General features: G+C 60.5%; 10 protein-coding genes and 2 pseudogenes. 3 read left to right on the top strand and 9 right to left on the bottom strand.

All coding sequences use genetic code 11. The features are described 5' to 3' along the window. Positions 1 to 159 precede the first annotated feature (159 nt). Positions 160 to 663: a YbaK/EbsC family protein gene (locus tag ACX12D_RS32815; protein WP_459375131.1), complete on the top strand. Its 504-nt coding sequence runs from the start codon at positions 160 to 162 to the stop codon at positions 661 to 663. Between the two features lie 272 nt (positions 664 to 935). Here ACX12D_RS32815 and ACX12D_RS32810 read toward each other — a convergent pair whose 3' ends face one another. The 6 genes and pseudogenes from ACX12D_RS32810 to ACX12D_RS32785 all read right to left on the bottom strand — a co-directional run bounded on the left by ACX12D_RS32810 (position 936) and on the right by ACX12D_RS32785 (position 7,040). Next, entirely contained in the window at positions 936 to 1,895 is a 960-nt protein-coding gene (locus ACX12D_RS32810; protein WP_459375130.1) for a Bug family tripartite tricarboxylate transporter substrate binding protein, read from the bottom strand. Between the two features lie 151 nt (positions 1,896 to 2,046). Further along, a pseudogene (locus ACX12D_RS32805) lies at positions 2,047 to 2,730 on the bottom strand (citryl-CoA lyase); the annotation flags it as partial. Then, positions 2,727 to 3,440 (bottom strand): annotated as a pseudogene (locus ACX12D_RS32800) (CaiB/BaiF CoA transferase family protein); the annotation flags it as partial. The pseudogenes ACX12D_RS32805 and ACX12D_RS32800, both read right to left, overlap by 4 nt. A 21-nt stretch (positions 3,441 to 3,461) precedes the next feature. Beyond that, complete coding sequence (locus ACX12D_RS32795; protein WP_459375129.1) at positions 3,462 to 4,481, bottom strand: Bug family tripartite tricarboxylate transporter substrate binding protein; 1,020 nt, start codon at positions 4,479 to 4,481, stop codon at positions 3,462 to 3,464. A 106-nt stretch (positions 4,482 to 4,587) separates the two neighbouring features. Continuing rightward, the gene (locus ACX12D_RS32790; RefSeq protein WP_459375128.1) at positions 4,588 to 5,622 is read right to left on the bottom strand and encodes an amidohydrolase family protein; all 1,035 of its coding nucleotides are present in this window, start codon (positions 5,620 to 5,622) and stop codon (positions 4,588 to 4,590) included. A gap of 110 nt (positions 5,623 to 5,732) precedes the next feature. After that, complete coding sequence (locus ACX12D_RS32785) at positions 5,733 to 7,040, bottom strand: MFS transporter (RefSeq protein ID WP_459375127.1); 1,308 nt, start codon at positions 7,038 to 7,040, stop codon at positions 5,733 to 5,735. Between the two features lie 254 nt (positions 7,041 to 7,294). Here ACX12D_RS32785 and ACX12D_RS32780 point away from each other — a divergent pair, with 254 nt between their 5' ends. Next, on the top strand, positions 7,295 to 8,080 hold the full coding sequence (locus ACX12D_RS32780) for an IclR family transcriptional regulator (RefSeq protein WP_459375126.1): 786 nt from the start codon (positions 7,295 to 7,297) through the stop codon (positions 8,078 to 8,080). Between the two features lie 471 nt (positions 8,081 to 8,551). Next, positions 8,552 to 9,136, top strand: a complete 585-nt coding sequence (locus ACX12D_RS32775; RefSeq protein ID WP_459375125.1) for an LOG family protein — start codon at positions 8,552 to 8,554, stop codon at positions 9,134 to 9,136. A gap of 1,771 nt (positions 9,137 to 10,907) precedes the next feature. On the opposite strand, the gene ACX12D_RS32770 is transcribed toward ACX12D_RS32775, so the two are convergent. The 3 genes from ACX12D_RS32770 to ACX12D_RS32760 all read right to left on the bottom strand — a co-directional run bounded on the left by ACX12D_RS32770 (position 10,908) and on the right by ACX12D_RS32760 (position 13,753). Then, a complete protein-coding gene (locus ACX12D_RS32770; protein WP_459375124.1) occupies positions 10,908 to 11,543 on the bottom strand; it encodes a hypothetical protein in 636 nt (211 codons plus the stop codon). A gap of 513 nt (positions 11,544 to 12,056) precedes the next feature. Next, positions 12,057 to 12,713 (bottom strand): hypothetical protein, encoded by a 657-nt coding sequence (locus tag ACX12D_RS32765; protein ID WP_459375123.1) that lies wholly within the window; start codon positions 12,711 to 12,713, stop codon positions 12,057 to 12,059. A gap of 401 nt (positions 12,714 to 13,114) precedes the next feature. Continuing rightward, complete coding sequence (locus ACX12D_RS32760; protein ID WP_459375122.1) at positions 13,115 to 13,753, bottom strand: hypothetical protein; 639 nt, start codon at positions 13,751 to 13,753, stop codon at positions 13,115 to 13,117. Positions 13,754 to 13,921: the final 168 nt, after the last annotated feature.

Below are 13,921 nucleotides of genomic sequence, written 5' to 3'. Positions count from 1 at the left end.
CGATGGCGCATCCGGGCGGCAAGGCGCGAGTACTCTTCCTCGTTCTGAGACCCTAGCTGCAATCCAAAAGGCTTCGATCCCAGTCTTCGACAACTAAGCGAAGAAGCGCGCCGCCACCGTCCGGGGTGGCGGCGTCTCTGTTCAAACCTCCAAAGTCCAATGTTTGCCAAGAAAGATATCCTGCAACTCCTGTCCGAGAAAGGGCTCCCGTTCGGCTACGAAGAGCATGAGCAGGTGCTTAATATGGCGGAGTCGAGCGAGCTGACGCTCTCGCTAGACGGCGCCCGCTGCAAGAACCTGCTGCTGCAAGACAGGCTAGGCCAGTGTTATTTAGTGGTGACTACGGCGGACAAATCGCTGGACTTGGCTGCCCTAGCGAAAACTATCGGTAGCAAGCGCCTTTCGTTCGTACCTTCTGACCGTATGTACGAGCTCCTCGGAGTCCGGCCGGGTTCTCTTAGCCCCTTGGCGCTGGTCAATGATCTTCACGCGCGTACCAAACTGGTGTTTGACATCGACTTGGCGTCTGAGACGACGTTTCTGTTCCACCCGCTCGACAGTTCTGCCACAGTCGCGCTTTCCCAGCCTGAACTCATCACCTTCTTGACAAGCATCGGCTATTGCAGCACGTGGACACATATCTCGGCTCGGGAGACTGCATAGTCTGCTGCGGCCCCCGAGGCCAATGTCCCCGCCCTGCGACGCACTCCAGGTCAACCAGTCCTAAGCGGCCCCTGCAGCCTCATAACATGCGACTACGCCTGGGACCGACTGCCTCAAAGCTGTTGCTCAGATAGAAATCGAGAGTGCGCTTCCATTTGGGCTGAGCCGGTGCGACCTTCGGTCCGCAGTCAGGGCAGTTGGCCGCCATCGCGCTAACGGACGTCCTGGTTCAAGCAGCCTCCCTATTGCCCCGCCACGTCACCGTCTTCACTTCATTCCGGCTTGACATTGGCGGCCTTCGCCACTTGTGTCCACGTAACAGTGTCTTGCTTGATTAGCTGTGCAAATTCCGCGGATGGGATGCCACCGGGCTGCGCCCCCATGCTCGCCAGTCGCTCCTTGATGTCGGCGCTCTGCACGCCCTTCTGCACTTCGCTTTGGAGCTTCTTCACCAGCTCTGGCGGCGTCCCCTTCGGCGCAGCCAGGCCAAACCAATTTGTCACCTTGTAGTCCTTCAGTCCGGCTTCTTCGAAAGTGGGAACATCCGGAAGCGTAGGGACACGGCTACCGCCGGTGACGGCCAGCGCGCGCGCTTTGCCTCCCTTGACCTGCGGGATTGCTGTCGGGGTAGCGGTAATCAGCAAGTCGACATTTCCGGCAATCAAACCCATCAGCGCTTCACCGGCGCCCTTGTATGGAATATGCGTCAGAGCGGCGCCGGAGTTCTTCTCGAAGACTTCCGCGGCCAGATGCGTGGAGCTGCCCGCGCCGCCAGACCCGAAGTTAAGCTTGCCGGGGTTCTGTTTGGCGAATGTAATCAGTTGCTGCAAGTTCTTGAACTTCGACCCGGCGGGAACGATGAGGATCACCGGCGTTTGGGCGATGGTGGTGACCGGCACGAGGTCATGCTCGTGGTCCCAAGGCAGCGTCTTGAAGAGCGACGGCAGCATCGTGTACGTCGTGTCGTTGGCCAGCAAGGTGTATCCGTCCGGTGCGGCTCGCGCGACCTGCATCGTGCCAATCGTACCGCTGGCACCCGGCTTGTTCTCGACGAAGAACGATTTGCCTGTGCTCTCCGTCAGCTTTTGCGCTACCTGCCTTGCGACAAAGTCGGTCGTACCGCCGGCCGAATATGGCACGATGACACGCACGGGCTTGGTAGGCCATGTTTGCGCATGGCTGGGAAGGCTCGCACTAACCAGTGCAACAGTTGCAATCAGTCGGGTCAACATACTAGTCTCCTTGGTATTGGCTCGTCCATGCATGAGTGCTTGCGGCGTTTTCTCGGGCGAGCGAAGTCCTAGCGGGAGGATGGATACCTCCCGCGCTTTCTCGATAAATGCGAAAGCGTTGTCTCGCCAGTGGCGAGACGTAGTCAATGCTTCAACACTTCTGCACGTCCGGCACGTCGCGCTGCGGCGTGCCGTCATAGGTCCAAAGGAACTGGCGCGGGATGGGCCCCTTGTTGCGGCCGCCCTGATTGGTCTGCTCCCACACATGTGCCAGGATGCCGACCGAGCGCGACAGGCAGAACAGCCCCCGCGCCAGCGGTGCCGGGAAGCCGAGCTCGGCATAGATGACGGCGGTGGCGCCATCGATATTCATTGGGATCGGCTTGCTGCGGCCCGCCGACAGTGCGTCCTCGATGGCCAGCGCGATCGCCGCGTAGCGCCCGTTCACTACGCCATCGGCCGCGGCCTGCTCCACCAATGCGAGCAGGCGCGGAGCGCGCGGATCGACCGGATGGAAGCGGTGGCCGAAGCCCGATACGAACTTGCCGTGCAGGTCGCGATAGTGCTGCAGCGCGGCGGCGACGGCATCGTCCAGGGCGCTGCCCGCGTCGACGCGGGCAGCGACGTCTTCATACAGCGCCACCGCCTGCTCGCCGGCGCCGCCATGCACATCGCCCAGCACGTTGACGGCCGAGGCCATCGCATTGTTCAGCCCCACGCCGCAGGTCGCGGCCATGCGTGCGATGGCGATGCTGGGCGCCTGCGGCCCGTGGTCGACGGCGGCCATCAGCGCCGCGTCGAGCAGCTCGCCCTGGCCCGGGCCTGGCAGTTCCCCGACGGGCTCGCGGTCATGTTCTCGTTGCCCATCGGCACCGGGTCCTTGCCCGCGATCAGGTGGTTGGACACCACCCAGCCCATGGTGGCAAGCGTGGCCTCCAGCATCGACACGTCGATGAAATAGCCCTCGGTGCGCTGGTGGTCCGCCAGCGACGCCGCCACGGCAAAGGCCTCGGTCAGGCCGCCGATGGTGTCCGACACCGGATACCCCACGCGGTAGGGCGCGGTCTGCGGATCGCCGGTGATGCTCATCACGCCCGACATGCCCTGGATGATCTGGTCATAGGCCGGCAGTTCCGCCAGCGGTCCGTCCTGGCCGAAGCCGGAGATTGCGCAGTAGATCAGGCGCGGGTTCTCCTGCTTGAGCGTTTCGTAGCCCAGACCGAGCCGGTCCATCACGCCGGGCCGGAAGTTCTCGACCAGCACGTCGGCGCTGCGCACCAGCTTGCGGAACACTTCCTTGCCGCGCGCATGCTTGAGGTTGATGGTGATCGACTGCTTGCCGGGGTTCTGCGCCAGGAACGACACCCCCATCAGGCGCTGGTTCAGCTCGGCATCGGCGCCGAGCTGGCGCGCCAGGTCACCAGTGCCGGGGGTCTCCACCTTGATGACCTCGGCGCCCATATGGGCAAGCTGGTGGCAGCAGAAGGGCCCGGCCAGCACGTTGGTGAGGTCGAGCACGCGGATATTGCGCAGGGGCTTTTGCATGACGGATTCCGATAGGATGGCTTATTCGACACGCGCGCCAGACTGACGCACGATGTCGCCCCAGCGCGTGTTCTCGCTCTGGATAAAGGCGCCAAGGTCCTTGGCCGAGCCGCCGCGCGGCTCGCTGCCTTCTTCACGCAGCTTGCTGACGGTGTCCGGCTGCGCCAGCGCCTTGTTGACCTCGGCATTCAGCCGCGCCACCACTTCCGGCGGCGTGCCGGCCGGTGCCACCAGTGCCTTCCAGTCTTCTGCCTGGAAGCCGGCGTAGCCTGACTCTGCAATGGTAGGCACCGCCGACAGCAATGGCATGCGCTTGGCCGAGGTCACCGCCAGCGCGCGGACCTTGCCCGCCTTGATCATGGGCATGGCAATCGGCGGCGTGGCGAAATAGGAATCGGTTTGCCCGCCCATCAGGTCGGTCAGTGCCGGCGAGGCCCCCTTGTACGGCACGTGTAGCATCTTGATGCCGGCGCGCCGTGCGAACATTTCGCCAGTCAGGTGGCCGACCGTGCCGGTGCCGGCGGACGCCATCGACAGTGGCTTGGCCTTGGCCGCTGCCACCAGGTCGGCAACGTTTTTGTAGGGCGCGTCATTGCGCACGATCAGCACCACCGGCTGTGCCGCCACCAGCGCCACCGGCGTGAAATCCTTCTGCGTGTTGTAGGGCATCTTTGGGTACAGCGTCGAGTTGATCGCCAGGTTGGCGGTCTGTCCCATTCCCAGCGTGTAGCCGTCGGGCTTCGCCTTGGCCACGCTATCCAGACCGATATTCCCGCCAGCGCCGGCGCGGTTCTCCACCACGACGTTCCACTTGGTGGCCATGCCAATTTTGTTGAACACCAACCGCGACAGCACGTCGGTACCGCCCGCGGGCGGGAATGGCACGATCAGGCGAACCGGCTTCGAGGGGTAGGCCTCGGCTGCAATGGCTCCCGTGGCGCCAACGGCGAGCAGCGCCGATAAGACGCAGCCGAGCACGGCGTGGCCCAGAGTTTGCCCGGGCGTTGCGGCGATCCGGCTAGTGGCGAATGCGTGATTCATGTCGTCTCCTGTTCAGACGGCAACAGGTGTCCGTCCGATGAGCTGTCGCTCTGTTTGCGAAAATGGGAAAAGTGGCGTGCAGCGCCGTTGGCTCAGCCAACGTGTGTCAGATTCGTGCGTCGAGCCGGTAGACGGCAGTGGCAGTCCCCCGGAAAAGCGCATCGCGCTCAGCCGGGCTAGCCTGTGAAGTCAAGCGCTTGAAGGCGTTCCAGCCATTGCTATAGGGGTACGAACCCTTGTCGACCGGAAAATTGCTTTCGAACATGCAACGATCCGCGCCGAACGCCTCTATGCATGTGAGCATCCATGGCTTCCACGTCTCGGCGAGTTCGATCGACGAAGGGGGCCGCTCATCCTGTTCAAAATCAAAGCCGTTGATGCGCATCCCCAGTCCACCCAGCTTGACATGCACGTTTGGCAAGCGGGCCAGTTCGCGCATGTCGCGCGACCAGCGTTCGAAGACTTCGGCTTGCTTGTCACGGTATTGGCCGATTCGAACCACGCCGCCGCAATGGTTGACGATGACGGTGATGTCCGGATTGGCTTTCGCCAGGTCAAATAATTCCGGCAGTTGCGGAAAGAACAGCCAGGCGTCGTAGGAAAGGCCGAGCGTACCCAACTCCGAGACCCCAGCGCGATACTGAGGATCCAGCAACAAGCCTTTGGGCGCCGCGGTGAGCGGATTGGCCAGCGACGGGTCGGCATCCCAGGTAGTGAGGTGTCGGACGCCACGAAAACGGCCATGACGGCCATGCCCGGCCTCAATGTGTGCCTCTAGGACGTCGCGCACGGCAGCGCCCTGCCGTAGGTCTGCATATCCAACAATCCCTTTGGCTACCTCGGGTTCGCCTGCCAGGGTCGCCGCGGTCGTTGCTATTGCAAACTCGGTCTCGCCGACTGGACGTAGCGTGTCGGGGCCCGCCGTCCGGTAACGGGTCAGCGCCTGCATGTAGACGGACGCACGGATGTTGTGTCCGGAGCGCAGGTCCTCCATGTAGTCGCCTAGCAGGTAAGTCCAGCCCGGGCGCTCGTAGAAATGGTGATGCGCATCGACGATAGTCAAGTCCGGCTCAAGGGCCGGTTCGGTCGCGGATGCCAGCCATTCCGGGCGAACGGGAAGATAGTTGCTGACGGTATTCATATGACTCTCCTAGCCGGCCTTGGCAGCGCCAGTGCCACAGCAGACGCGGCGAGCGTGGCGCGGGCCGCAACGACCAGTCACCGGCGTTTGGCATTGATAACGGATTCATGTCATTCGTCACGAATGAGCACGAACAACGAAAGCGTGAGGACTGTCGTAATAGCCAGCACGGCCGCAAGGCCGAGCATGCCAGCGGTGAAGGTGCCGTAACTATCCTTCAGGTAGCCAACCAGATAGGGCCCCGCAAATCCGCCAAGTGCGCCAATCGAATTGATAAGCGCAAGTCCACCTGCTGCTGCGTGCCCGGACAGGAAGCGCGCCGGCAGCGTATAGAAAATGGTACGCGCGGAAATCGTGCCGATGAGCGCCAGGGTGATTCCAACCATCGCAGGCGTCAGCGTCTTGAAGTAGGTTGACACCCCCAAGGCGACCGCCCCTATTGCCAAAGCAAGGGCAAGGTTGGCGATGCGGCGCCCGTTCCGATCCACATGCTTTGCCCACCAGAGTAGCCCGATGGTGGCAAAGAAGTAAGGCAGCGCTGAAAGCCAGCCGGTCTCTATCATGCTCATGCCGTTAGCCCTGAGCATCTGCGGCAGCCAGATACCGATGCCGTACGACCCCATGGTGAAGCCAAAGGAAATCATGGCCAGGAGATAAACTCGCGCGTCCTTCAGGGCCACACGGAAGTCTTTCTTCTTGCCGCTGGAAGCTCCTTCTCGCTCAAACGCATTCTGAAGTGCGTCCCGTTCCTCCTGCGATAGCCATTTGGCCTCGGCTGGTGTGTCTGCGAGCATGCGCAATACGAGCAAGCCTAGCAAGCAGGCCGGCAGCCCTTCGATAATGAACATCCACTTCCAGCCGGCCAAGCCCAGTACACCGTCCATCTGCAGCAGCCACACCGAGAGCGGGCCGCCGATGAGGGAGGACAGCGGCGTGGAGACAGTAAACCATGCCAGCACGCGCGTACGGTAGCTTGCCGGAAACCAGACCGCCAGGAAAAAGATCACGCCAGGGAAGAAGCCTGCCTCTCCAATACCGAGTAGGAGCCGGATGACGTAAAAGCTGGTCGGCCCGGTAGCAAGCGCGGTGGCGGCTGCCATCAAGCCCCAGGTGATCATGATGCGGGCAATCCATCGGCGCGCGCCAAAACGGTAGAGGGCGAGATTGCTCGGCACCTCGAAGAGGCAATAGCCAGCAAACATGATTCCCGCCCCCCATCCGAATTGCGTGGCAGTCAGCCCCAAGTCCTGGTTCATGGTCAGGGACGCAAATCCGACGCTGGTTCGGTCGAGGTAGTTGAAGAAGTAGGCTAGCGCCAGCAGCGGAATGAAGCGCCAGGCAGCCTTCTTCACTGCTCGCGCCTCAACTTGTGAGGCGACGGCAATCTCGCTATTCCCCGTTGCGGATGTTGGTGTCATCGATGTCTCCAAGTGGTCGTGTTGCCTTACAGAGCTGACGCTCACGGAAGACTCCGCTGAGTAATTTGACGCCTTTTCGCGCTGTTAAAGTTTTGCCAAGCAGAACAACGTTCCGCCAGAAAGAACTCTACGAGCTATATCGGCCGAAAATAATGAGGGTTTACCCGCACATTTGGCTGGAACGCGGAGTTGTGTTCTACTACGCAGAACTTTTATAACAGCCGCACACGCGACTTTCTGCTAAAGAAGAGAACATGCCTTCACCTGAATTCGAGGCCTCTGAAACCTCAAGCGGTGTCGCCGTCCTGGATCGCGCGTTTGCCATCCTTGCCGCGTTTGACCCCACCGACGAGCGGCTAACCTTGACCGAACTGTCGCGACGCACAGGCCTGTACAAGAGCACTGTGTTACGTCTCCTGGCTGCCCTGGAGCACGGCGGCTTTATTCGCAAGCTGGAGGACGGGCAGTATGCGATTGGCCCGCAGCCACTACGGCTCGCGGCCATCTACCAGCGCTCGTTCCGCGTTGGGCCTGTCATCGAGAAGTTGCTCGAGCAAATCAGCCTGGAACTCGGCGAGACGGCTTCGTTCTACGTCAGACAGGGAGACCGGCGACTTGTGCTGTATCGTGTGGAGCCGGCGCGCGCTGTGCGTGTGTCCATCGGTGTCGGCGATGAATTCCCCGTTGACCGCGGCGCCTCGGGGAAGGTGCTGCTCGCCTTCAGCGAGCCCAACGATCAGCGTTGGCAAGAGGTGCGCGAGCGACTTTGGGCAGTGTCATATGGCGAACGGGAGGCCGAAACCGCTGCTGCCTCAGCGCCTGTATTCGGTGCCCTGGGAGAACTAGTAGGAGCCCTGACATTGTCTGGGCCGAAGCAGAGGCTCAGCGCTGCGCCGACAATGTTCGCCGCAGTAGCGGCGTTGCTAAAGGCTGCCGGGCAGGCAACCGAAATTTTGGGCGGCAATCGAGCCCGCTTCGATGCAGGCATTTCGAAGCTCCATATGGAGCAGATCATTGCCAGCGGTGCCGTCAACGCTTAGAACGATGTGCTCGGGGCGTTGTATCTGCAGGCATGCGGCAAAAGACCGGCTTTCCAGAGTTGCGACCACGCCCGCGCTGGGAACAAAAGCTATCGAGACCAAAGGAATGCGCTTCGCGCCGAACGCCTATAATCGCTACCCCTGCCACAAGTCACCGAGCGCCTGGACGCCCATGGAACCGAAACCGCAATCCGGCTCCTGGCGCACCAGCGACCGCATCCTCGACGTCTCGCTGCGCCTGTTTAATGAAGTCGGCGAACCCAACGCCGCCGCCATAACAACCAGTTCGCACAGCGTCGGCGCCAGTACAACGATCCTGAGCAGACCAGCGGTTATCCGTACGACCCGCGCTATCTCATCTTCTCGATCCCGGCCCCAACCTGTGCGGCCGGTCCCGTGAAGCGTTCGACCAGCTGGCGCGCGACTACGCGCCAGTCAAAGCAGCCGCCGAAGCGGCAAAGGATAAAAGAAGTGCAATCCGTTTGTGTGTATTGCGGCTCCAGCGCCGGCAATCGTCCCGAATATGCCGAGGGCGCGCGCCTGCTCGGACGCATGCTGGCCGAGCGTGGCCTGGCGTTGGTCTATGGCGGCGGCAACGTTGGACTGATGGGCATCATTGCCGATACCGTGCTCGAGCATGGCGGCACCGTTGTTGGCATCATCCCCGAAGCACTGATGCAGAAGGAAGTCGGCCATCGCGGGCTTACCGAATTGCACATTGTGGGAAATATGCACGAGCGCAAGCAGATGATGGCCGACCGCGCCGACGCCTTTATCGCTATGCCGGGCGGCGTGGGCACCTTCGAAGAGCTGTTCGAGACCTTTACCTGGCTGCAGCTGGGCTACCACGACAAGCCGGTGGGTCTGCTCAATGTCGGCGGCTTCTATGATGGCATGCTGGGCTTCCTAGCCCATGCCGTTCAGGAAGGTTTCCTGAAGCGCGTGCATGCCGAGCTGCTGCATGTGGCCGACACGCCCGCGGCGTTGCTTGAACAGCTGGCCGCAGCACCGCGCGTGCGCGTGGACAAATGGCAGCAGGCACGCGACAAGACCTGAACGCCCTACTATTCAAACCTGGGCGGAGTGTCTGCGCGCTCGGAACGGCCGCAGTGCTACGCATCTTGCAGCCAGCGGGAAACGTCAGTCTGGCGCCAGCGAAGTAGGAAGTTCGGCCCAAGATATGCCGGAGGAGGCAAGCTCTCGGGTCTAGTCCGAGCACGGCGAAGAATGGTGGCCAGGCTGACCCGCAGGACCGCTGCCAGGTCGTGAGCGTCAAGATAGATTGATGATGGTTGCATGCTGAGTATAGCGACGTCGAAGCCTCGCCGATGGCACTGCCGGAAAGCTAGTCCCAGGACACGAATTCCTGCGATCCTCGCTCCAAACACATGCAGCCACCTCAGGGCAACATCACGATCGCGGCACGCTGACCGCCTGTTCGCTGGCAGTGATCAACCACGCCTTGCGGTTATGGAGGGCGTCACAGTGCAATAAGAACTCCCACGCAACACTGATGCGTTGCGTGAGCGAGCAGACAGCAGCCCCGGTTGCGCCCGGGCCCGGGCCCGGGGCTTTGCCGATAGCCAGTTTTTCTCCGCTGATGAAGCCCTGGCACTCTCGCTTGAAGGAGCCCTGGACCTATCGGTCCGCAGCCAGGGCACGGTCACCTACTGCGTCATCGCGAGAAGGTATACAGATCGCAGCGACGTGGAACGTGTTCCCGTGCCGTCGCCAACGACCGCTGAAGGTATAGCTCGGTCGAGCGAGCATGAAGCGCTCGAAGAATTCCCCATCCGGAGCGGAGTATTCGGGTCAGCCGTGAAAACTCACCGGCGAGCACGGAGATTTCAGGGCTGGGGAACTTTCGGAGAGAACGAAATATGGAGAAGCTTTTCACGCCCGCTCGGCGCTACGGTGGTTGCTGCCAACAGCCCCGTGCTTGGTTTGGGATCGCCCTGCCCAACCACGCGGCGAAGACGCGAGATGCGGAGGAAGAGGAGATCGTGGCCTGTGCCTCGCTCCGTCGCGCCACATCGGCAAGGGGACGCGGCCGGAAAGCTGCAGGCGAGCAGCCGCTCAAGGTGGGACGCAGGCACACCGAAAGCCGAAGACCAGCCCGGCTACAAAGAAGGCGGGCATCAGCAAACGAGCCGATGACGCGGTCTTTCGCACATACTGTGCAGTACCCAGCAAGCTGATGACGGGGGTCGTAGGCCGCCGCCCAAAAAAGAACTCGCGTTGCCAGGGTGGAACGCGGGGGTAGCAAAGAACCTAACAGACCAAGCCTAGCCGCGAATTAAACTTTTCTTACATCCAGAGATAAGTGGTGTTTCTCCCGCTTTTCGTTGTTGTGCTGAAAGCGCCTCACGGGCGCCATCCCGCTCCCTCGCAGTGCCGCGCCGCCGGCGCTGGGTGCTATCCCCGGCGCCAATGCCGGCAGCATCTCCATCGCGGCATGGCGGTCAGCCCGTTCACTTCGGGCGAGCAACCGCACATTGCGGTCATAGGCGCGCCACAGTGCAATACGAGTTACCAACGCACCGGATCGCCGGCGACTTTCCACCGGCCCTGGCTGCCCACGGCTTTGCCGATGGCAAATTCTTGCAGCAGGCGAGCGCTGCAATCTTGCGGGGTCGGTTTGAAGCTTTATGGTCATGCCGCGTGAGACTTCGGCATATCGAGCATCGTCCCGTTGAACTTTGTCCGCGCCCCCTGAGGCATTCCACCGCTGGTCGCCACGCCGCATTCGATGCGGCCTTCCGCGGGTGTCACATACTTGGATTCCATGATGTCGGCCTGCTCGGTGCAGGCTCCTGAGGCTTCCTACTCAGGGAATTGCAGAACCCTCGTCACGACGGTTCAAATAAGCCAGCCACCGTCGCGTCAATAGCACTCTGAATAGACTGAATCGAAGCGGTACGGTGGGAATCTCGTACACCTCCCCGCTGACCTCGTCGTATTGCCAGTTCCTGTTTTCAGCCAGGGCTGTCAGGCACGTCCACATGTGAGTTGTTGGCTCGTCCCCACCATGAGAACGTGGTTCGCCGAAGGGGCGGATGTCTGGCGGCATGCTCGCCGTAGAGATGAGGTACCTCGCTTGCCCCGCTCCGGCAATTTCAAACCTTATCGGGACTCGTCCCGCACGCTTCCACTTGTAGACGGCTTCCCAAACTTCCGGGTCGAAGTAGTCGATGAGCCAGTAGATTTCGACGTCACGGTAAGACCACCGGATAAAGTGTGGTTCGCGCGTCTCGAAGAATCCAAAAGACAAGCGGCCGCCTTGTTCACACGACGCGACGTATTCCGACAGTCTGGCATTAATCGAGCAATTCAAGACAGGGGTACCGTCCGACAACCCGGCCAACGCAGGCTCTTTCTTCGCGAGCGCCCAGAGCGGTAACAAGGAACCAAATTTGACTGTTCCACCACGCACATCAATTTCGTCCATCTCTTCTTTCTGCATATTAGTTCTTGGGTTCATCGCCACGGCGCATCGGTCGTGGGCATCCAGGCAGGTCGCCGATGACCGGGACCGCCGTCAGGCGGTATAGCCAGATCTAAGCGTGATGACGAACTAAGAGAACTCACGATGCAGAGTGGAATTTTCGTGAGAGCCGCGAGAACTGCCTCATATACTGGGAGTTTCCGCAGCCGGTAATTTCTCGGAACGCGCAGGCCGGAGCGCTTCACGGCTAGCGAATACGGGCATGGTTCCTTGCCGGCCAGTCCCTATAAAAGAAAAAGGCACTGCATGGAGCGCTGCTCGCGAGAGTGGGTGGCCTCTGCAGTTAGCTTCGTGCCATGCCTTTTGGACTCTATAGCAGATCGTCGCGACCACTGTGGGCGCACCCGACCTAGTTGGTGCCTCAGGGTAAGGCCGCCGCCCGCGCTTATGCCAATATCCGCTCCGCAATGTGCCAGGCCGCAGGCCCGTCGGCGGCATGTTCCCCGAATCCCAAGCCCTGGTCGTTGCAGTTCAGTCCCGTACGGCAGCAACCAGCCGCGGAACCCGCACAACCTTCCGTGCCTCGCACATCGGCGCCACGTACTCATCTGACATGAGCTTTTTTGTCAGCAATGGGCAAGCAAAGATGTGCTGCAACGGGACACCGTCGATTCTGGTCTTTACAAACTGGCGCACGAAGAACCCGGAGACCCCCGACGTCACCTTCTTCCATAGGTCCGTTGGCGGCATAGGATCAAACTGAGGTAAGTGATCCTCCATTGCTAGCGTTCCACTTGGCATCTCAACGACGTGTGTGCAGTACTCCCAGCTACCACCACTCTCAATTCCGAGCACAATCGGGACGACCTTCTCGAGCCGCCATCTCTCAATAGCCTGCCAGATTTTCATGTCCTTAAAATCCACGAACCAGATAAACTGTGTACCTCCGATTTGAATATTGATGGTCATTATCATGCCATCAATACAATCGATTCCCTGAAAGAAGATGGTTGAAGGTCCACATAGATTCGGTACACAATGCGCGCAAGTGGCTGCAACTGGGAAAACCAGCACAGGCGTGTCACCCTTCACTGGAACCTCCGCTTCCCACGCGCTGGCGTACAAGCGCAACGGGGATAAGGTTCCCGCCATTTCCGTGTTTTCATAGAATCTTTCTGCGTCAAACATCCTGGTTTTCCGTTGAATTGAATGTAGGCAAGTCATGGCCACGTATGGAAATCTATTGACCCTCCGTGACGACCGCCAGAGGTATAGCTCGATCAAAGCAGCGTGACGTGCTCAAAAAGCTCGCGATGCTGAGGGGGAGCTTTTGGGGTAGCCGCAAAAACTGCTTCATGTGCGCGGGGGTTTCGGCGCCGGAATAAATTCCTGTGGCGCGGTCGTAGGGGCATAGCGATCCTTCCATGTAGCCTGCCTGGGTGCTACCGCTGGCGTGGCCTATGTATCTGCGCCAGCGAAGGCGTAGAGCTGCAAGCCACTGTCCGCAGCCGTTTGTTCGCGACCGGCATGTGTTGCGACTGGTCCACGTAGAAAATGCGCGACCACGACGGCCGCGCATTTGAGAGTACTTAGATTTTTTTCCCTTCTCCAGGACCTACCGTCGCCGACTTGTCAATGAACTTGCGCACCCGTTCCGTGACCAGAACATTCACGAACACATGTCGCAGCGGCATTCCTTCGATGTCGGTGGTCGCTTGCTCCTGCAGAATTCCGCTTGAAACGAGACCAAGCATTTGAGTCACCGCCCTCGCGGAAGACTCCGGATTCGCGCCACGCCGAAATACTTCGTTGCGAAGTGGTCCGGTTATGGCGTCTACTACGCAAAACGACGCATCCCAGAAATCGCCATTCTCGATGCGGAACAAGAATGGCATACGCCCCACCGTCCTCCACATGTCGATTGCTGCCCAGACCTCTGGGTCGACCATGTCCGCTACCCAATAGAACTGCAGCCCTCCCATCTGGAGCCGGATTGTTTGCAGCTTGCTTCCATCGGCCAGGTTGATGCATCCGAAGCCGAGATTGCTTCTCCCGCCCTGGGACCCGAGCAAATGCTTTTGCTCTTCGGAAATCGGGCACGTCAACACAGGGAGATTTCCTGGCAAGCCACGAGCCTGCTCGAACTGGGCACCCAACGACTGGAGTGTCTCCAATTGGCCGATTGGCAGAAATTCCGACGTGTTGGAGAGAATGAAACTAGCTTGCATTTCTTTGTCCTAATGAAGTTATGTTGACAGGTATGCGCGCCATCTCAGAAGCGCAGCAGATCAGTTCCTGCGGCACCGAGGCACCGACAAGGAAATCAAGATCTGATATTTGGTATAGCGCGCGGAAGATCTGTTTCTGCGTTGGCCCGCAACCAGCGGGATGCGGGC

The sequence above is a fragment of the Cupriavidus sp. PET2-C1 genome, from assembly GCF_054515855.1.
Note: the sequence above shows the minus strand (reverse complement) of the source record. Positions and strands in the feature narration are given on the sequence as shown.